A 19,170-nucleotide genomic window follows, 5' to 3' on the forward strand; every position below is an offset into this window, starting at 1 on the left:
TGGAACTCCACGGCGGGCTCCTGCGCGCTGGCGCGAGTTCCTGCTTGACGTCGACACGTCTGGGCGTCGGCGTCGCGCCGGGCTGGTCGACACGGGTGATGGGCCGGCCGGCTCAGCGCCCCCCGTCGGAATTGATCAAGGGCTGCAACTGCAGGCGCTGCTCCTCCGACAGGAACTCCGCGAACGTGTCGTACAGGTGCCGACGGGCACTGCGCACGGCGGCCTGGGCGTCGCCGTCCCGGATGGCCTCCAACATCTCCTGATGTCGCAGGCACTGCTCCTGCCGGAACACCATCGGGTCCTCCTCGTGCGCCGCGCGCAGGCCCGCCAGTTTGATGGTCACCCCGCGGGCCACCTCGTTGGACACCGCCAGCAACGGGTTGTGCACGCTGTCGTCGATCGCCTGGTGGAAATCCACGTCGGCGGCGGCGAAGGCGTCGTAGTCCTTCTCGAGCGCGGCCTGCATCGCACTGAACCGCTGCTCGATCCGTTCCAGCGCGTCCGGCGAGCGGAGCTGGGCCGACAGGCCCGCGATATTGCCCTCGATCACCATCCTGAACTGCACCAGGGCAAGTAGGTCGAGCTGCTCGAGGGCCACCAGCGAGGTCAGTGCCTTGTGCAGGCTCTCGGTGGAGAACGGGAGCACCTCCGCTCCGCCGCCCGGATCTGCCCGGCGGCTGCGGATCATGCCCCCCGCTTCGAGAACCCGCAGGGCTTCCCGCACGGTCGCCCGGCTGACCCCGAACTGTCCCATCAGTTCACGCTCCGAGGGCAGCCGGTCGCCCGGCGTCAGCCGCCCGGTGTAGATCGCGTTCTCCACTTGATCGACGATCACCTCGTACGCCCGTGCCGGCTTCGGTACTTGCGTGAACCGCAGCTTCTCGTCCCTGGGCATGTCGCACCTTTCTCACTGTGTCGCGCCATTCTCGCCGAGATCGGCCCTTGTGCGACCAGCTATATGGCTGATTTACTACCCAGCGCTTCAGCTACTGGGCTACTTGTCAGACCAGCACCCGCCTGGCCTCCCGCCCGCCTTCCCCCTCTGGAGACGCCATGGCCGACGTGCCAACCCTGTCCTCGGTCACCCGCAAAGTCATGTTGCGCCTGGTGCCGTTCATGATGGTGCTGTACTTCGTCAACTACATAGATCGCGCCAACGTCGGTTACGCAGCGATCAAGATGAACCCGGAGCTCGGCCTGACCACGGCCATGTTCGGGCTCGGGGCCGGCATCTTCTATGTCGGCTACATGATCTTCGAAGTCCCCAGCAACCTCCTGCTCCACAAGTTCGGAGCCCGGATCTGGATCGCCCGGATCATGATCACCTGGGGCATCGTGTCCGGTTGCACCGCGTTCATCGCGGGACCGAACAGCTTCTACCTGGTCAGGATCCTGCTCGGGGTGGCGGAAGCCGGCTTCTACCCGGGAATGATCCTTTTCCTGACCTACTGGCTGCCGCGCAAGAACCAGGTGATCGCCCTCTCGATCTTCCAGCTCGGTATTCCGCTGTCCAACCTGATCGCGGCGCCGATCTCGCTGCCGATCGTGGCGCGCGACGAGATCATGGGCCTCACCGGCTGGCGCTTCATGTTCGCCGCCGAGGCCATTCCCGCGATCATCCTGGGCGTGGTGACCTTCTTCTACCTGACCAGCAGGCCCCAGCAGGCCAAGTGGCTCACGCCGCAGGAGAAGGCGGTGCTGGGCACAGCCCTGGAGGCCGAGGCCCGGGAGGCGAGCGGGGGCGAGGAGCACACCCCGAGGACCGCCCTGCGCAACCCCCGGGTGTACGGGCTGGCTGCCGTGTACTTCGGCATCAACTTCGGGCTCGTGGTGCTGGTCTTCTTCCTGCCGCAGATCGTGGCCGGGTTCAAGGAGCAGTACGGATCGAGCTACAGCCCGTTCCAGATGGGCGTCCTCACCGCGCTCCCGTTCCTGCTGGCGATCCCGGCGCAGGTGCTGTGGGGCTTGCATTCGCGGCGTACCGGCGAGGTCGCCTGGCACATCGCGATACCGATGTTCATCGGCTCCGTCTCCACCGCGGTGGCGCTCTTCATGTCCTCACCCCTGATGGCGATCGTGGCCATTTCGGTGACCGCCGCCTGCGTCTTCTCCGCCATCCCGGTGTTCTGGCAGCTGCCCAGGGCCTTCCTCACCGGCGCCGCGGCAGCGGCCGGCATCGGGCTCATCAACACCATCGGCGTGTCCAGCAACTTCGTCGGTCCCTACATCATGGGCTGGCTGCGCGACGCCTCCGGCAACTTCCGCTCCGGCATGCTGGTCATCGCCGCCTTCATGCTGATGGCCGGGGTGCTCGCACTGGTCCTGCGTCGTCCGTCCGGAACCGCGGATGCCGAACCGGCCGAGCAGCCGGTCATGGCCACTGCGGCGAGCACTGCTGTTTCCAGCGCAAAGGAGAGCTGAGTGACCGTCACAGAAACCGCCGCCACACCGGCCGTCGGCTCGCTGCTGACCCGGGCTGAGGGAGGACCGCAGCTGCCGCAGATCCCGACGTTCCATTCGAGCGCCGAGGAACGTCTCCACAACAAGCAGCGACTGGCCGCCGCCTTCCGGCTGTTCGGCAAGTTCGGCTTCGGGGAGGGCGTCGCCGGGCACCTCACCGTGCGCGACCCCGAGAACCCGCACCACTTCTGGGTCAACCCCTACGGCATGTCCTTCCACCTCATCCGGGCCAGTGACCTGATCTGCGTGGACGAGCACGGGACCGTCGTGCACGGAGACCGGCCGGTCAACAAGGCCGCCTTCGCCATCCACGGCGGCCTGCACGTGGGCAACCCCGACGTGATCGCCGCCGCCCACGCGCATTCGGTCTACGGCAAGGCGTTCACCAGCCTTCGCTGCATGGTCGAGCCACTGACGCAGGACGCCTGCGCCTTCTACCAGGACCACGTCCGCTTCCAGGGCGATGTCGTGGTGCTCGACTTCGAGGAGGGCAAGAAGATCGGCGAGGTGATGGACGGCTCGAAGGCGGCCCTGCTGAACAACCACGGGCTGCTCACCGTCGGCCGGACCGTCGACGAGGCGGCCTGGTGGTTCATCACGCTGGAGCGGACCTGCCAGTCCCAGTTGGTCGCGATGGCTGCCGGTACACCGGAACCGCTCAGCCACGAGGAGTCCGTCGAGGTGCGCACGCAGGTCGGCACTCCGTACGCCGGCTGGTTCCAGTTCCAGCCGCTGTACGACATGATCGTCGCCGAGCAGCCCGACCTGCTGGATTAGTCAGCTCTGCCGGGGAAGGCAACGGATGAAGACGGGCCACGGCCGGTCGCCCGCTCGTGCGACCGGCCGTGGCCCGTCTGTCGTCCTGACCGTCGTAATCCTGGATCCGGCGGCCGTGGCTCGGGTCTCGGTCGACTCGGGCGGCCGGGCGGTCAGTTCGGAGACGATCTCCGGAACGTCGAGCGTCGGCGACGCCGGTCCCGCAGCACTGCCAGTCGACGACAGTGGTCAGCGGGAGCGCCCGGGCCGTCCCGGCCGTCAGGCCAGCCGGCCGAGGACCGGCCTGCCGGGCAGCGAGTCGAGCAGCACCGATCCGTCGCGGACGACAAACTGCCCGTCGACGATCACGTGCCGGAAACCGTGCGAGGCGATCCCCGGCTCGGCGTAGGTCGACCGGTCGCAGATGGTCTCCGGGTCGAAGATGACCAGATCGGCGTCGGCCCCCACCTGGATCCGGCCCTTGCGACGCAGCTGCGGCGCGACCTCCTCCAGCGTCTGCGCCGGGATCAGCGTGCAGCGCCGGATCGCCTCCAGCAGTGGCAGTACCTGCCGGTCGCGTACGAAGGTGCCGAGGAAACGGGAGAACGTCCCGGTCGTGCGGGGGTGGGAGAGGACCCCTTCGGGCAACGGCCACTCGCTCTCCACCACCTGCCCGTCCGCGTGGACGAACGGGATCGCGTCGGAGGCGATCGCGGTGCCGGGGAGCACCAGCGCCCGCTGCAGCAGACTCCAGTCGTCCTCGTCGTTCTCCTCGTCCAGGTAATGGATGGCGACGAGCGCGCTCGGGTCCTGGGAGCGTAGTTCCAGCAGCCGCTCGCCGGTGGCCGGGCGTTCGCCGGTCGCGAGGACCACGATGTTCCGGGGTTCGATGCCCAGCCGGGTCAGCTTGTCCGGGGCGAGGAAGGGCACGCCGATCATCGTCATCCCGGCGCCGTACGGGTACGCCTCCGTGGTCACCCGTACACCGTGGCCGCGAGCGCCGGCCACCAGCTCCGCGACCTCGTCGATGGCCCGGAGCGACGTGCTGTTGAGGTGGCACAGGTGCATATGGGCCCCGCTGCCCGCGGCGGCGGCCACCACCTCGGCCACGCCCTCCAGCGCGGTCTCGGGGTCCTCAGGGTTCTTGAACCGCGCGTGGGTGAACGTGGGCACCCCGAGCCGGGCCGCGAGCCGGGCGACCTCGTAGTACTCGCGGCGGCCGGTCCGCGGCGCGTAGCCGACGAGGACGCCGACGCCGAGCGCCCCGGCGTGCAGTTCGCGTTCCAGCTCGGCCAGAATCCGGTCCAGCTCGGCCGGGTCCGCCGGCTGCTGCCACCGCTGGTGGTGGGCGCTCGCACTGAACGCCAGGAAGCCGCCGACCGGCTCGATCCCGTCCAGCACACGCATCCGGGCCATCGCCCAGGACGTCGAGTATCCGTAGTTGATCGGCCTGCCGGTCTCCCCGGCCTCCTGGTAGACCCGGGCCACAGGCGCAGCGCCCGATTCCAGCTCCAGAGCGGTGGTAACGCCGTCCAGGGCCTGCATACGAAGCGAGGAGACGGTCTGGGCGTGGCTGTGCAGGTCGATGAACCCAGGGGCGAGTACCTGCCCGGACACGTCGACGACCGCGAGGGCGGGGACCGGGTCCACGGTCACCGAGGTGATGCGACCACCGGTCACACCGACGCAGCGGACGGCGTCCAACTCCGTTTCGGGATCGATGACCCGGGCTCCTGTGAACAGCACATCGCATTCGGCCGTGAATTCGTCTCGTACGGAACCGGCGATGCCCCCCACACTGGCCATGGGAATCTTCTCCTTGCTTCTGTCCTAGGGAATGGCTCAGTATCGGAGCCTCGGCCAATCGGCCTCGCGAAAACGCAGGAAAGCGACAGTTGGGGAACGCACATGCAGGAAGAGGGCGCTGCCGTCCAAACAGCCATCACAGGTTCCGCGACAGCCGGTCACTTCCGGGAGACCGATCTCGAAGTGATCGACGCCATGCAGCTCAATCCGCGCGCGTCGTGGAAGGACCTCGGCCATGTCCTGGGCATCGACCCGGCCACCGTCTCGCGACGCTGGCAGCGGCTGGAGGAAGCGGGCGAGGCATGGGTCACCGTCGCGCTCGGACAACGCCAACTGAACACCATGTGCGTGGCGTTCCTGGAACTGAGCTGCGAACCTGGAGCCGCCTCCGAGGTCGGGGCGGCGCTGGCGGCCGAGCCGCACGTCATCTCTCTGCAGCATGTGGCCGGCTCCTACGACCTGTGGGGGATCGTGCTGGCTCCGCGGCTCACCGACCTGTCCGACTACCTGCTGCGCCGACTGCCCCTGCACAAGGGGGTCACCAGGGTCCGCACTCATGTGGCCACCCGGGTGTATGACGCGAGCGGCCGGTGGCGGCTTCGGGTTCTCAACCGGGACCAGGTGCGGAGGCTGATCCCGAAGGTCCCGCCGACGGACCGCCTGGACTCCCTGTCGCTGGAGCCGGCGGACCGGGAGCTGTTCGTGGCGCTGAGCACTGACGGCCGCCGCACTTACCGGGAGCTGGAGGCGCGTCTTGGGATCAACGCGCGCACCGTCCAGCGGCGGCTCGGCCGGCTGCTGGCCACCGGGGACATCGCCTTCCGCTGCGACCTGGCGCGGGCCCGCGCGGGGTGGCACGCCGGCGCCGTGCTGTGGCTGTCGCTGCCGGACGACCGGCTCGACGCCACCGGCCGGCGGCTGCTGGAGTGGCCGCAGACCCGCACCTGCGCCGCCGTGACCGGGGCGAGCAACATGCTGCTGACGGTGGGCCTGCACGCCCTGTCCGACCTGCACGAACTGGGCACCCGGATCCGTGCCGAGTTCCCGTACGCGGTGATCACCGACCGTACGACGACGCTCCGCCAGATCAAGCTGTACGGCCGGCTGCTCGATCCGACCGGCAGGTGCGCGCCCACGGCGGTGCCCGTCGATCCCTGGGCGCTGAGCCCGGACGTCGCTTCGGCCGACGCGCTCAGCCGCTAGAGGCCCCATGGCCGGTGAGACGGATCCGCCCGGGTCGCTTGCGCCTTCCGCCGGGCGGTTCCTGCCCCGCTCCCAGGGCGCTCCGCGGCGGGAGCGGGGCGCGATGCGGCGTGCGATGCGGCTTCCGTGGTCATCATCCGGGGGCAGGACAGGCGCTCGTGTCGTAATCCTGCGCTTCGGTACCGCTCCGAAGTGTTTTCCTGCGATTTGCCGCTGGTATTGAACTCCGCTCACATACTTTGGGCCATCCCAGCGACGAAAGCTTAAAGCGCTCGGCAATCCAGTCGCAACATCCCGGAAATATGTGGTGTTCGGCGGGCTTCAGTCGGGTGGAAAGGCGAATTGATGCCTACGGAAGCGACCCCCAGCATTCCCGGTCTGCTGATCGACAATGTCTGGTCGGACGGCACCGGCACCGAGCGGATGACGATTACGGCACCGTACGGCGGAAAGCCGCTCGCCACGATCATGGAATCGTCCAGAGCGGACATCGATGCCGCGATCACCTCCGCGCACAAGGCCTACGAGGCAAGCCGGCTCGCGCCCTACGACCGCTTCCGCATCCTGCGCCGGGCGGCGGAGCTGATCGAAGAACGCCACGAGGACCTGTCACGGTCGATCGTCGCCGAGGCGGGCAAGCCCATCCGGGACGCGCGCGCCGAGGTCAGCCGGGCGGTTCTCACTTTCGAGCTCTGTGCGGAGGAGGCCAAGCGGATCGGCGGTGAGTACGTCCCGGTCGACGCCACCCCCGGTTCGGAGAACCGGCACGCCTTCACCATTCGCAGGCCGGCCGGCGTGGTCTGCGCGATCACCCCGTTCAACGGGCCGGTCAACCAGCTGAGCCACAAGGTGCCGACAGCCATCGCGGCCGGCGCCACCGTGGTGCTCAAGCCCGCGGAGATCACTCCGATCTCGGGGATCGCGCTCGCGCAGATCCTGATCGACGCAGGACTGCCGCCGGGCCACCTGAACGTGGTGCAGGGACAGGGCGAGACGGTCGGCCAGCAGCTGCTCGAAGACCCCCGGTTCGCCGTGTACACCTTCACCGGCAGCACCCCGGTCGGACTGCACATCCGTCGCACCGTCGGGCTGCGCAAGACACTGCTGGAGCTGGGCAACAACTCGGCCAACATCGTGCACGCGGACGCCGACCTGCCCCTGGCCGCGCGGCAGCTCGCCCGCTCGCTGTCGGTGTACTCCGGCCAGGTGTGCGTGAGCGCCCAGCGCCTGCTGGTGCACGACGCCGTGTACGACGACTTCGCCGAGCTGCTCACGGAGCAGGTGCGTGCCCTGCGGGTGGGTGACCCCTCGGACGAGACGACCGACATCGGACCGATGATCTCCGAGGAGGCCGCGATCAAGGCGGAGTCCTGGATCAAGGACGCGGTGGCGAGCGGGGGCCGGCTGCTGTGCGGCGGTGAGCGCACCGGGTCCTTCGTCACCCCCGCCGTCGTCGCGGACCCGCCCAGTACCGGCGACCTGCTGTGCAAGGAGGCGTTCGCGCCGGTCGGCGCCATGGTCCGGTACCACGACCTCGACCAGGCCTTCTCCATCGCCAACAGCACGGAGTACGGGCTCCAGGCAGGTGTCTTCACCAGCAGCATCGATGTGGCCATGGCAGCCGCGGAGCGGCTGGAGGTAGGGGGCGTCATCGTCAACGACGCGTCGTCCTACCGGGTCGACTCGATGCCGTACGGCGGAGTCAAGAGCAGCGGCTCCGGCCGCGAGGGCGTCCGCTACGCCGTCGAGGAGATGACCGAGCCACGTCTCGTGGTCCTGAATGTCCAACCGCCTAAAACGGTCGGCTGAACGCACCCGCACACCCGGCCCGGCCGCCCCGCCGTGCCACGCACCCATCAGATGCATAGGACAGGAGCTCAGATGATACGCAGACAGGGCCGGCTGGCAGGCAAGCTGTTCAGACCGGCAGCCGCCGTCACACTGGCGCTCGGCCTGGTCGCGACGGCCGCCGGGTGTGGCACGAGCTCTGGCTCGGGCTCCGGAGGCGTCAGCCTCCGCCTGCTCGCCCCGGAGTACAGCGACAAGACCAAGGGGCTCATGCAGGAGGTGGTGGACGACTTCAACACCGCCAACAAGGGCAAGATCGAGGTCACGCTGGAGACCGCGCCGTGGGACAAGCTGCATGACAAGCTGACCCTGGCCATGGGCTCCCGGAAGGCCCCGGACGTCTTCGGCTACGCCACCCGGTGGCTGACCGAGTTCGAGAGCCTCGGCCAGCTGGAGCCGCTCGACGAGAGGCTGGCGCCCACCAAGGACCTGTTCAACGAGAACGTCCTGAAGGCCGGCATGATCAACGGTAAGACGTACGGGCTGCCGCTCGCGGTCTCCGACCGCATGCTCTACTACCGCACCGACCTGTTCGACGAGGCCGGGCTGAAGGCGCCCAAGACCTGGGACGACCTGATGACGGCGGCGGTGAAGACCGCCCACCCGCCGAAGAACCACGGCCTCGGTGTCCCGGCCAGCGGTGTGGAGGTCGACACCTTCTTCGACTACTTCCTGTACAACAACGGCGGCGAGATCCTGGACGCCAAGGGCAAGTCCCTGCTGAGCAGCCCGGAAAGCGTCGAGGCGCTGCAGTACCTCACCGACCTGGTGAAGGCGGGCGGCAGTGAGCCCAAGCCGACCGGCTTCACCCGTGAGCAGATCATCGAGATGTTCAAGGCCGGCCAGCTGTCGATGTACCCGACCGGGCCGTGGCTGAACGCGATGATCCAGGCCGACGCTCCGGACCTGAAGTACTCGATCACGCCCTTCCCGACCAACGGTGACAAGCCTGCCCAGGCCGCAGGTGTCACCGACTCCTTCGGTATGTCCGCGACGAGCGCGCACAAGGACGAGGCGTGGAAGTTCGTCGAGTTCATGTACCAGGAGAAGTACCGGCAGAAGTTCGGTGAGGCCGAGGGCATGCTGCCCGAGCTGAAGTCGGTGGCCGCTTCGGACTACTTCCAGGCGCCGAAGTTCAAGCCGTTCGTGGACGCGCTGTCGGTGGCGAAGTTCCAGCCGCAGCACCCCAAGTTCGAAGCGATCCAGCAGATCATGACGGTCGCCGTGCAGAAGGCGCTCAGCGGTCAGACGTCTCCCAAGTCGGCGCTCGCCGAGGCCACCGACAAGATCAACCAGCTGTAGCGGGTCCTCCCGGATCCCTGTGGTACCAGACAGTGTGACCGGACCGCGCCCCCCCGTGGGCGCGGTCCGGCCCGGAAGAACGCGGGTTCACATGACCATGACCGATATCAAGAACGCAGCACCGCCCAAGCCCGCGTCCGCTCCGGCCTTCGTGAAGCGAAAGCGCGTCCGGCGCCATGAGGCGCTCATGGGGCTGGCGTTCATCGCGCCGACCCTTGTCCTGATCGTCGCGGTCGTCTTCTACCCGATCGCCGACACCATCCTGATGTCCTTCAGCGACGTCAACGCCCTGGCCCAGCGGACCGGGTTCAACGGTCTCGAGAACTACCGCGCGTTGTTCGGGGATCCGGTCTTCGTGCGGGTGGCCGTCCAGACTCTGGTGTGGACCGTCGCCGTGGTGGGGATCACCACCCTCATCTCCATACCTGTGGCGCTCGCCCTCAACCTGCACTTCCCGGGCCGGCGGATAGCGCGCACCGTACTGATCATCCCGTGGGCCGCGTCCCTGATGATCAACGCGCTGGTCTGGCGGTGGATCCTCGACGGCCAGTACAGCATCGTCAACCGGCTGCTGATCAACCTGCATGTGATCGACGAGCCGATCGTCTGGCTGGGCTCCGAGGGCTACGCGTCGGTCGCGATCATCGTGGTCGGTATCCTCGTCTCGATCCCGTTCACCTCGTTCTCCCTGCTCGCCGGGCTCCAGTCGATACCGGCGGAGATCTACGAGGCGGCGCGCATGGACGGTGCCGGATTCTGGCGGACCCTGCGCAAGATCACCTTGCCGATGCTGCGTCCCGCGCTGTCCATCACCACCATTCTGAACATCATCTACGTGTTCAACTCCTTCCCGATCATCTGGCTGCTCACGCAGGGAGCACCGGCCTACCACACGGACATCCTGGTGACCTATCTCTACAAAAAGGCGTTCAGCGAAGGTGAGTTCGGGGCGTCCGCTGCCATGGCGGTCCTCACCTTCCTGCTGTTGCTCGTCTGCAGCCTGCTCTTCTCGCGGCTGAGCGGCGACCGGGACCGGGGAGCCACCCGATGAAGGCCGCGCGCAAGGGCATCCGCAAGGACCCGGCCAACCGACTGCTGCTGATCTTTCTCGCCGTGACCCTGGTGGTGTCGGCCTTCCCGTTCTTCTACCTGCTGTCCACCGCGCTGCGGCCGCGTTCGGAGATCTTCCACTATCCGCCGACCTGGCTGCCGCAGACCTGGGCCTGGAGCAACTTCAAGGAGATCTGGACCACCGTGCCGCTGCTGCGGTACCTGGTCAACAGCATCCTGGTGGCCGGCGGCGCGACGGTGCTCAACCTGGTGGTCGCGGTCCCCGCCGGATACGCGCTCGCCAGGCTCCGCTTCCCCGGACGCAATCTGTTCCGCCAAGTGCTCCTGGTGACGCAGATGTTCTCGCCGGTGGTACTGATCATCGGTCTGTTCCGCCTGGTGACCGGCTGGGGGATGATCGACCAGCCGATCGTGCTTGTGGTCACCTACGCCGCGCTGAGCGTGGCGTTCTCGGTGTCCTTCCTGGCCGGCTACTTCTCCTCCATCCCGGAGGAGATCGAAGAGGCGGCCATGGTCGACGGCTGCTCCCGGATCACCGCGCTGTTCCGGGTGGTCCTGCCGATGGCGATGCCGGCGGTGGTCACCGCCACGGTCTTCGCGTTCATCACGGCCTGGAACGACTTCATGATCGCCCTGACCTTCGTGTCGTCCCCCGACACCAGGACGCTCCCGCTGGGCCTGTACTCCTTCCTCGGTCAGTACACCGTCCAGTGGCACTACCTGATGGCCGCTTCGCTGGTGACCATCGTCCCCGTTGTGGTGCTCTTCCTGTTCATCGAGAAGCACCTGGTGAGAGGCCTGACCGCAGGGGCAGTCAAGTAGCAGGTCAACCCGTCCCACCCAGTCCGCCACCGAGGCGGCCCCCCGGCCCGGCGCGGCGGCCGGGGGCACGACCACCGCGGCGCGTCCCCTCCCGCCCGCGTGACGAAAGGAAACACATCCGCCATGACCGTCCCCAACCCCTTCGCGTTCCGCCCCCTCGGCCGCACCCACATGAACGTCACCGCGGTCGCCCTGGGCGGCGCCGGACTCGGCGGCATCTTCGGACCCGTCGGTGACGCCGAAGGCGTCGGCGCGGTCGAACGAGCGCTTGAACTCGGCGTCAACTACCTCGACACGTCCCCCAAGTACGGCGAAGCCGAACGCCGGATGGGCATGGCGCTGCGCGGGGTGCCGCGTGACAGCTATTACATCTCCAGCAAGGTCGGGACGCACCCCGACCACCCGGGCGACTACTCGGCCGACACCGCTCGCTGGACGGTCGCCAACAGCCTCAAGGTGCTCGGCGTCGACTACCTCGACCTGTGTCACCTGCACGAGCCCGAGCCGCACCACCTCGACCAGGCGCTCGCTCCCGGCGGCGCCCTGGAGGCCCTGGTGCAGCTGAAGGAGGAGGGGGTCATCAAGTCGATCGGCATCGGCGTGCAGGATCACGAGCTGCACCGCCGCTCCATCGAGACCGGCGTCCTGGACGTCTCCATGACCGTCAACGACTGCACCCTGCTGCGGCAGGAGTTCGCCGATGTCGCCGAACTGGCCGGCAAGCACGGCGTCGGTCTGGTCAACGGCGCCCCGCTGGCCATGGGCCTGCTCTCCGGCCGGGACCCCGACGTGATTGGCACGCCCAAGTGGACGCCGCCGGCCGACGAGGTCCGTGGCGCCAAGCTGGTGCACAAGTGGTGCGCCGAGCGCGACATCCCGGTGCTGGCGCTGGCGCTCCAGTACGCGCTGCGCCAGAGCGCCTACGACTGCACCCTGGTCGGCTCGTCCACTGCCGCAGAGGTCGACGGCTGCTGGTCGGCGCTGGTCCACCCGATTCCGCAGGAGGCCTGGGACGAACTGCCCGGCCTGCTCGCCACCATCTCCGGGAGCTGACCGGTGATTCTCACCAATGAATGCTCCCGGCACGCGGCGGGACCGCACCGGACGGTGACGCCATGAGCGCGCCCTACGGCGACGTGATCGCCCGGGACCTGCCGGTCCCGCTGCCGGCTGGCGTGGAACTGCCCGTGGACCTCTCCGACGAGCGGCTCGACACACCCGCCGTACTGGTGGACCTCGACGTGATGGACGCCAACATCGACCGGTTCGCCGGATACGCGAAGCGGTCCGGGCTGGCGCTGCGCCCGCACATCAAGAGTCACAAGAGCGTCGCGATCGCGCGCCGCCAGCTCGCCGCGGGCGCCGCGGGCATCTGCGTCTCCGGCGTGACCGAGGCCCGGACCATGGCGGCCTGCGACCCGCCGGACATGCTGATCGCGTATCCGCTGGTGGGCCGGGCCAAGCTGGACCGGCTGGCCGGCCTGCTGGGCCGGACACCGGTGACCCTGGTCAGCGACTCCCCCCAGGTGACCGATGGATACCGGCAGGTGGCGATCGGCACCGGCCAACGGATCCCGGTCCTCGTCGAGGTGGACACCGGCATGAAGCGGGTCGGCGTTCCGCCCCGGGAAGTGGTCGACCTGGCCAAGGCGATCGCGGCCGATCCGCTGCTGGAGTTCGCCGGGATCATGACGCACGCCGGGCACAGCCACGATGTCACCGGTGAGCCGGGCATCGCGGCGGTCGCCCGACAGGAGGCGTCGATCATGGGCGGGCTGCGCGCGGACCTGGAGGCCGCCGGACTGGACGTCCGTACGGTCTCCGCCGGCTCCACGATCACCTCGCCCTACCTGACGGCGGCCGACGGCATCACGGAGATCCGCCCCGGCACCTACATCTACAACGACCTCCGGACGCTGGGCTGCCACGCGTGCACCCCCGACGCCATCGCCGCCACCGTGCTGGCCACCGTGGTCAGCGCCGACGGCGACCGGGTCACCATCGACGCGGGCAACAAGACGCTCACCCCGACCTCCGAACCGGGCTACGGCTACGGGCACCTGCTGCACCGGCCCGGCGCCACCTTCAGCCGGCTGTCGGAGGAGCACGGCGTGATGCGGCTGGCCGACGAGCTGCCGCCGCCGTCCGTCGGCGAGCGGGTGCGCGTGCTGCCGATCCATGTCTGCGTCTGGATGGACCTCCAGGCGGAGGTCTACGGAATCCGCGGCGGCCGCATCACCGAGCGGATCTCCATCGACGCGATGCGCCACAGCCTGTGACCGGCGAAATGGCGTGCCGAGGGGCACACGCCCCGTACTACGCAAGCAGAGGACCCTCGTGAATCAGGAATCGACGCACACCCGGCTCCTCGACGGCGCTGCGGTGCGGTCGGTGCTGGCCTGGCCCGACACGATCGACGCCATCCAGGACGCGTTCGCCGGGGCGGCCCGGCAGCGCGCCCTGGTGGGCGCGGCCACCCAGGTCGACCCGCCCGGAGCGCTGCTCCACCTCAAGGCCGGCGGGTTCGCCGAGCCGCCGCTGCTCACTGTCAAGGCCAACCTCCGGCCGGAGGGTGGTCGTGCCTTCGGGGTGGTACTGGTCTTCGACCACCAGCAACAGCAGTTGCGCGCGGTCCTGGACTCGGGCGATGTGACGGCGATCAGGACCGCCGCCACGGCCGTTGTCGCGGCGCGGGCGCTGGGCGCACGCCCGGGCGCCACCGTGGCGGTCATCGGCGCCGGCCCGGTCGGACGCCGCATCGTCGAGGCACTGCCGTACGCGCTCCAGCCCGGCGCACTCCAACTGTGGAGCCGGGACCCGGGCCGGGCGGCGGAACTCGCCGCCGTCGCCCCCGCCGATGTGCCGCACCAGGTGTTCGACACGCCGGCCGGGGCCACCGCGGGGGCCGATGTGGTCATCACGTGCACACCGGCCCGGACGCCGCTGCTCAGCGCGGCGGACCTGGCCGAGGACGCGCTGGTCATCGCGATGGGCTCGGACTCGCCGGGCAAGCGGGAACTGGCCGGCGATGTCCTCACCGGGGCGTCGGTCGTCGCCGACGACCCCGCCGCCGCCCTCAGGGTCGGTGAGTCGGCCTACCTGGCCGAACCGGCCGCGGTGCCTGTCGAACTGGGGGCGGTCCTGCTGGACCCGTCCCTGGGCGAGAAGCTGCGAGACGGATCGCCGGCCCGGCGGATCGTCTTCGACTCGGTGGGCACGGCGTTCACCGACACCGCGGTGGCCGGGGTCATCGTTCGGCTCGCCGCCGAACGGGGCCTGGGCAGCCACTTCGCCTTCCAGGCGCCGTAGCGCAGGGCTGCAGCTCACAGGTTCCCGGCACCGGGTGGTCACAGAGACGCTGTGACCACCCGGTGCGAAGGCATCTCGCGGCCTTTGCCGATCGTCCTGCCGAGGTCGGTCAGGCGGTCAGGTTGGCGATGAGGGCCTTGGTGACGTCCTCGGTGGAGGCCGTGCCACCGACGTCGCGGGTGAGGATGCCGGCGGCGGTGGTTGCCTCGATGGCCTTGTTCAACCGGGCGGCCTGCTCGGACAGGCCGAAGTGCTCCAGCATCAGGGCGGCACTGCCGACGGCGCCTATGGGGTTGGCGAGACCCTCGCCCGCGATGTCGGGGGCGGAGCCGTGGACCGGCTCGAACATGCTGGGAAAGCGGCGCTCGGGGTTGAGGTTGGCGCTGGCAGCGAGGCCGAGGCTGCCGGCGAGCGCGCTGCCGAGGTCGGAGAGGATGTCGGCGTTGAGGTTGGAGGCGACGACGACGGAGAGGTCCTCGGGCTTGAGGACGAACTTCGCCGACATCGCGTCGACGAGGACACTCTCGGTCTCCACGTCCGGGTAGTCCTGGGCGACCCGCTTGAACACGTCGTCCCAGAGGACCATGCCGTACTGCTGGGCGTTGCTCTTGGTGACGCTGGAGACCTTGCGGCGGTCGCGGGTGCGGGCGAGGTCGAAGGCGAAGCGCATGATGCGTTCGCAGCCGACTTCGGTGAACAGGGCCGACTGGATGGCGACTTCGCTGCCGGGACCGCGGCCGGAGAGGTTGCGCCCGCCCAGGCCCGCGTACTCACCTTCGCTGTTCTCGCGTACGACGATCCAGTCCAGTTCGGTGTCGTCGGCCTTGCGCAGCGGGCTCTGGACGCCGGGCAGGAAATGCACCGGGCGGATGTTGGCCCACTGGTCGAAGCTCTGGCAGATCTTCAGGCGCAGTCCCCACAGGCTGATGTGGTCGGGGACGGTGGGCCAGCCGACCGCGCCGAAGTAGATCGCGTCGAACTCCTTGAGGCGGTCAAGACCGTCGTCGTCGATCATCTTGCCGGTCTTCTCGTAGTAGCCGCAGCCCCAGGGGAACTCCTCCCAGTCGAAGGCGAAGGCGCCCTGGGAATCCTCGGCCAGCGCATCCAGGACGGCGCGCCCTGCGGCGACGACCTCCGTACCCACGCCGTCGGCGGGTATGGCGGCGATACGGAAGGTTTGGGGCGTGGTCACGGTGGTGCCTCCTGCGCGTGGTGAGCGTCTTCTTCGACGTCTACGAGTCAACACAGGGCCCCCGAGCCGCGTCCAAGACATGCTTCCGATGCCACCTATAGGCCGTGCCGATGAGTTCGGCCGCAGGGTGCGCGACAGTCAAAGGTCCGAAAGGTCCGTTGGTGGGAGGCGGCCGGTCAGTTCTGCTCGGCGGCGGCGGATTCCGGCGGCGTGGGCATCTGGGCCCGCTGTCCGGCCAGAGATCTGGTCAGGCGGAGAAACGATGTCGCGGCGGGTGTGAGGTGGGCGGGCAGGCTGATCATGGCCACATGCAGGTAGGCGGTGTGCTCGATCGGTGCGACCACGGCGCCGCACCGGCGCGCCAGTTGGATCCATGCCGAGGGCAGCACGGCGACCCCGACCCCCGTGAGGACCAGAGGGAGGATCGAGGTCCTGTGGTCGACCACCGTGACGATCTCGGTGCCGGTGCCTCCGGCGGTGATGTCGTCGACGATGCTGCGCATCAGGCTGCCCGGCCTGGAGGCGATGAGTTTCTGGCCGGCAAGTTCGCCCGGGCGGATGGCGACACCGTCCTGGACCGGTCCGCCCGGTGCCGCGACGACCACGAACGGCTGGTCCTCGATCGGCAGGACATCTACGCCGGACGCAGCAAGGGGGGCGGCCGATCCCAGCAGGCCGAGCTCGCAGGCACCGCTGCGGACCAGGGAGACGACCTCGTCCGGAGTGAAGGCGGCCTGAGTACTCACCGTCACCCCCGGATGCAACTCCGCGAACCGGTGAATGAGGGTGCTCAGCGGCTCGATGCCGGGGGACGGCATGGAAGCCAGGCCCACAGTGCCCCGGTGCACCCCGGAGAGGGACGCGGCGGTGTCGCGTACAGCCGTCATGTCGCGCAGCACCCGGCGGCTGGGCCCGAGCAGCTCGGCCCCAGCTTCGCTCAGGACGACTCCGCGGCCCACCCGGTGGAAGAGGGCGACCCCGAGATCGGCTTCCAGATTGGCCATCGCCTGGGACAGCGACGGCTGAGCCACGTGCAGTGCCGCGGCGGCCTTGCTGAAGCCGCCGTGCTCGACGATGGCGAGGAAGTACTCAAGCTGCCTGGCATCCATGGCACCTCCGCCGGCGAGGCATACGTTCGACAGGCGCAGCCTATCGATCCCCAGGCAGTGCGCCGTGCGCGGCCCGGGCGGCGGGGGCGATGGGTGCGGAGGTCACCGCCGCATCACCTCGGCACCCTGCCGGGCGTCGGCCGTACTGTCGGAGGTGATGGCCGTAGTCCCGTTTCCCGGCACGGATGCATCCATAGCGGCCGCGTCCGTATCTGTATCCGCAGTCTTGCGAGGCTCGCCGACTCCGTACTCGCCTCCGGTCTCAGAAGCCGATTCAACCGGATCGCTTGCGACACCGCCCGCCAGCACCGCGCGCGCACGTGGCAGATCCAGGTTGTTCTCCCACTTGGCCACGAACAAGGTGGCAACCGCGTTGCCGTAGAAATTGACCAACGCCCGGCACTCCGACATGAACTTGTCGATGCCGAAGATCAGCATGATGCCGGCAGCCGGGACATGACCCACCGTCGACAGCGTCGCGGTCAGAGCAATGAAGCCGCCGCCTGCCACGCCCGCGGCGCCCTTCGAGGTCAGCAGCATCACGGCGAGAAGCCCGAGCTGCTGCCCAATGGACAGTGGCGTGTCCGTGGCCTGAGCGATGTAGAGCGTGGCGAGGGAGAGATAGATGGCCGCGCCGTCGAGGTTGAAGCTGTAACCCGTCGGCACGACGAGACCGACCGTGGACTTCTCGACGCCCATGAACTGGAGCTTGCGCATCAGGCCCGGCAGCGCCGGCTCGGCAGTCGACGTGCCGAGGACCAGGAAGAACTCCTCCTTGAAGTAGCGGAACAACTGGAAGATGTTCAGCTTCACGAAGGTCGCCAGGACCGTTCCCAGCACCACGACGACGAACAGGATCGACGTGATGTAGAAGAGCAGGATCAGCGATCCAAGACTGGTCAGGGTGGAGAGCCCGAACTTCCCGATGGCGTAGGACATCGCGCCGAACGCTCCCAGCGGAGCGGCCTTCATGACGAAGGCCAGCACCTTGAACACCACCTCGGTAAGGCGGTTCACGCCCGCGATGATCGGCTCACCGGCCTTGCCCACGCTCTTGAGCGCGATAGCGAATATCACGGCGAGGAAGATGACCTGCAGGATGTCACCGTCGACGAACGCGCCGAAGAAGCTGTTCGGCACCAGGTTGGTCAGGAACTCCCACCACTGCTGATGCTCACCGCTCTGGATGTACTCAGCTGCCTGGCCCGACGTGCTGATCGTGGAGGGGTCGGCGTGGACCCCCTCGCCGAGACGGAAAATGTTGATGGCGACCAGGCCCGTCAGCAGCGCGACGATCGTGCCCACCTGGAAATACGTCAGGGCCTTGATGCCCGTCAGCCCGACCTTCTTCAGATCTGCCACACCGGCGATACCGCTGATGATCGTCAGGAAGACGATCGGTGCGATCAGCATCTTCATCGCCGCGATGAAGGTCGTTCCGATCGGCTCCATCGAGGTGGCCAGATCCGGCCAACGCCAGCCCAGGACAATGCCGATGACGATCGCCACAAGCACCTGTACGTACAGCTGCCGGTACCACGGTTTTGACCGCCCGCTGGTACCTGTAGTGGCAGGTTCTGGGGTGTGCGTCATTGCAACCTCCTGCAGGCAAGAAAGAGCCCGGCCTGGCGTTCCCCGACACACGTACGTGGGGCGGCACTGCGCGGAACGCGCACGCCATGATGAGGCCGTGACCCGCACGACGCCGAGCCCGACCGGCGCCGCACATACTGGCAGCCATAGTGAACTCGGCCACACGCCAGGGGTCCACGACCAAAAATCGATGAGCCGTATAGGTCCTACCTATAGGAAGCGGCCCTCCGGAGGGCACTGGTCCGCGACCAGCGCCATCGGGCTTCCCGCGGGCTGAGCCCCCGCAGCCGACACTGGATTGAGCCTGCCGTCCGAGGAATTCACCGCTGTCGACAGGGAACTCGCCACCGACGAGGGCGTATGGGCACGCAGCATCCCGCAGTTGGGGTCGCGGCGCTGTAGCCCGTAGGACACCGCCTCCGTCGTCTTCAGTGGCGACGTTCGAGGGGGCACACCCCGCCTGCCCCGGGCTGCCGTTCTCCGGGACGAGCCCGCGTCGCAGCGGCGCGGCCGCTACTGATGGTCAAGGGGCAAGTGGGTCCCCGTTGATGTGGCATGAGGCGTCCAGCACCACCTCCGAGAAGGGCCTTTCGAGTCTCACCCGTACGGGCTAGCAAACGCGGGGGAGCCCTTGTCTCCGTTGGGCTGTCCCCAGGTCGGAGTTGCGTGGCCACGGGAGCCATGAGTCGGTGGGAATCG

General features: G+C 68.4%; 15 protein-coding genes. 10 read left to right on the plus strand and 5 right to left on the minus strand.

The annotated features are described in order from the left end of the window. Nucleotides 1-112: 112 nt before the first annotated feature. Nucleotides 113-895 carry a FadR/GntR family transcriptional regulator gene (locus tag ACWDO5_RS04905; RefSeq protein WP_450528428.1) on the minus strand — a complete coding sequence of 261 codons (783 nt, stop codon included), beginning with the start codon at nucleotides 893-895 and terminating at the stop codon, nucleotides 113-115. 158 nt (nucleotides 896-1,053) lie between these two features. Here ACWDO5_RS04905 and ACWDO5_RS04910 point away from each other — a divergent pair, with 158 nt between their 5' ends. Both ACWDO5_RS04910 and ACWDO5_RS04915 read left to right on the plus strand, forming a co-directional pair. After that, on the plus strand, nucleotides 1,054-2,421 hold the full coding sequence (locus ACWDO5_RS04910; protein ID WP_450528430.1) for an MFS transporter: 1,368 nt from the start codon (nucleotides 1,054-1,056) through the stop codon (nucleotides 2,419-2,421). Continuing rightward, nucleotides 2,422-3,237 (plus strand): class II aldolase/adducin family protein, encoded by an 816-nt coding sequence (locus tag ACWDO5_RS04915; RefSeq protein WP_450528432.1) that lies wholly within the window; start codon nucleotides 2,422-2,424, stop codon nucleotides 3,235-3,237. Nucleotides 3,238-3,495: 258 nt separating this feature from the next. Here ACWDO5_RS04915 and ACWDO5_RS04920 read toward each other — a convergent pair whose 3' ends face one another. Beyond that, nucleotides 3,496-5,022, minus strand: coding sequence for an amidohydrolase family protein (locus tag ACWDO5_RS04920; RefSeq protein ID WP_450528433.1), 1,527 nt, complete (start codon nucleotides 5,020-5,022; stop codon nucleotides 3,496-3,498). A gap of 102 nt (nucleotides 5,023-5,124) precedes the next feature. On the opposite strand from ACWDO5_RS04920, the gene ACWDO5_RS04925 reads away from it, so the two are divergent. The 8 genes from ACWDO5_RS04925 (at nucleotide 5,125) to ACWDO5_RS04960 (ending at nucleotide 14,577) form a co-directional block, all read left to right on the plus strand. Next, nucleotides 5,125-6,225, plus strand: a complete 1,101-nt coding sequence (locus ACWDO5_RS04925) for an Lrp/AsnC family transcriptional regulator (RefSeq protein ID WP_450528434.1) — start codon at nucleotides 5,125-5,127, stop codon at nucleotides 6,223-6,225. A gap of 345 nt (nucleotides 6,226-6,570) precedes the next feature. Then, nucleotides 6,571-8,034 carry an aldehyde dehydrogenase family protein gene (locus ACWDO5_RS04930; protein ID WP_450528435.1) on the plus strand — a complete coding sequence of 488 codons (1,464 nt, stop codon included), beginning with the start codon at nucleotides 6,571-6,573 and terminating at the stop codon, nucleotides 8,032-8,034. 72 nt (nucleotides 8,035-8,106) lie between these two features. Beyond that, nucleotides 8,107-9,375, plus strand: a complete 1,269-nt coding sequence (locus tag ACWDO5_RS04935) for an ABC transporter substrate-binding protein (RefSeq protein ID WP_450528437.1) — start codon at nucleotides 8,107-8,109, stop codon at nucleotides 9,373-9,375. 91 nt (nucleotides 9,376-9,466) lie between these two features. Beyond that, entirely contained in the window at nucleotides 9,467-10,426 is a 960-nt protein-coding gene (locus ACWDO5_RS04940) for a carbohydrate ABC transporter permease (RefSeq protein WP_450528438.1), read from the plus strand. Further along, nucleotides 10,423-11,268 carry a carbohydrate ABC transporter permease gene (locus ACWDO5_RS04945; protein ID WP_450528440.1) on the plus strand — a complete coding sequence of 282 codons (846 nt, stop codon included), beginning with the start codon at nucleotides 10,423-10,425 and terminating at the stop codon, nucleotides 11,266-11,268. The genes ACWDO5_RS04940 and ACWDO5_RS04945 overlap by 4 nt, the downstream gene beginning before the upstream one ends. Before the next feature lie 123 nt (nucleotides 11,269-11,391). After that, a complete protein-coding gene (locus tag ACWDO5_RS04950) occupies nucleotides 11,392-12,321 on the plus strand; it encodes an aldo/keto reductase (RefSeq protein WP_450528442.1) in 930 nt (309 codons plus the stop codon). Nucleotides 12,322-12,383: 62 nt separating this feature from the next. Continuing rightward, the gene (locus ACWDO5_RS04955; RefSeq protein ID WP_450528444.1) at nucleotides 12,384-13,547 is read left to right on the plus strand and encodes an alanine racemase; all 1,164 of its coding nucleotides are present in this window, start codon (nucleotides 12,384-12,386) and stop codon (nucleotides 13,545-13,547) included. A gap of 58 nt (nucleotides 13,548-13,605) precedes the next feature. Next, on the plus strand, nucleotides 13,606-14,577 hold the full coding sequence (locus ACWDO5_RS04960; protein WP_450528446.1) for a hypothetical protein: 972 nt from the start codon (nucleotides 13,606-13,608) through the stop codon (nucleotides 14,575-14,577). Between the two features lie 109 nt (nucleotides 14,578-14,686). Here the strand turns inward: ACWDO5_RS04960 and ACWDO5_RS04965 are convergent, their stop codons facing one another. The 3 genes from ACWDO5_RS04965 to dctA all read right to left on the minus strand — a co-directional run bounded on the left by ACWDO5_RS04965 (nucleotide 14,687) and on the right by dctA (nucleotide 18,471). Then, nucleotides 14,687-15,769, minus strand: coding sequence for a tartrate dehydrogenase (locus tag ACWDO5_RS04965; protein WP_450528447.1), 1,083 nt, complete (start codon nucleotides 15,767-15,769; stop codon nucleotides 14,687-14,689). Between the two features lie 176 nt (nucleotides 15,770-15,945). Then, nucleotides 15,946-16,878: a LysR family transcriptional regulator gene (locus tag ACWDO5_RS04970; protein ID WP_450528449.1), complete on the minus strand. Its 933-nt coding sequence runs from the start codon at nucleotides 16,876-16,878 to the stop codon at nucleotides 15,946-15,948. A gap of 102 nt (nucleotides 16,879-16,980) precedes the next feature. Beyond that, entirely contained in the window at nucleotides 16,981-18,471 is a 1,491-nt protein-coding gene (gene dctA / locus ACWDO5_RS04975) for a C4-dicarboxylate transporter DctA (protein ID WP_450528535.1), read from the minus strand. Nucleotides 18,472-19,170: the final 699 nt, after the last annotated feature.

The organism is Streptomyces sp. NPDC000880, from assembly GCF_053599675.1.

What these genes read in the sequence shown, in the direction of transcription:
- ACWDO5_RS04905 (WP_450528428.1), bottom strand. Translation starts at nt 895, where the DNA reads ATGCCCAGGGACGAGAAGCTGCGGTTCACGCAAGTACCGAAGCCGGCA.
- ACWDO5_RS04910 (WP_450528430.1), top strand. Translation starts at nt 1,054, where the DNA reads ATGGCCGACGTGCCAACCCTGTCCTCGGTCACCCGCAAAGTCATGTTG.
- ACWDO5_RS04920 (WP_450528433.1), bottom strand. Translation starts at nt 5,022, where the DNA reads ATGGCCAGTGTGGGGGGCATCGCCGGTTCCGTACGAGACGAATTCACG.
- ACWDO5_RS04925 (WP_450528434.1), top strand. Translation starts at nt 5,125, where the DNA reads ATGCAGGAAGAGGGCGCTGCCGTCCAAACAGCCATCACAGGTTCCGCG.
- ACWDO5_RS04930 (WP_450528435.1), top strand. Translation starts at nt 6,571, where the DNA reads ATGCCTACGGAAGCGACCCCCAGCATTCCCGGTCTGCTGATCGACAAT.
- ACWDO5_RS04935 (WP_450528437.1), top strand. Translation starts at nt 8,107, where the DNA reads ATGATACGCAGACAGGGCCGGCTGGCAGGCAAGCTGTTCAGACCGGCA.
- ACWDO5_RS04940 (WP_450528438.1), top strand. Translation starts at nt 9,467, where the DNA reads ATGACCATGACCGATATCAAGAACGCAGCACCGCCCAAGCCCGCGTCC.
- ACWDO5_RS04945 (WP_450528440.1), top strand. Translation starts at nt 10,423, where the DNA reads ATGAAGGCCGCGCGCAAGGGCATCCGCAAGGACCCGGCCAACCGACTG.
- ACWDO5_RS04950 (WP_450528442.1), top strand. Translation starts at nt 11,392, where the DNA reads ATGACCGTCCCCAACCCCTTCGCGTTCCGCCCCCTCGGCCGCACCCAC.
- ACWDO5_RS04955 (WP_450528444.1), top strand. Translation starts at nt 12,384, where the DNA reads ATGAGCGCGCCCTACGGCGACGTGATCGCCCGGGACCTGCCGGTCCCG.
- ACWDO5_RS04970 (WP_450528449.1), bottom strand. Translation starts at nt 16,878, where the DNA reads ATGGATGCCAGGCAGCTTGAGTACTTCCTCGCCATCGTCGAGCACGGC.
- dctA (WP_450528535.1), bottom strand. Translation starts at nt 18,471, where the DNA reads ATGACGCACACCCCAGAACCTGCCACTACAGGTACCAGCGGGCGGTCA.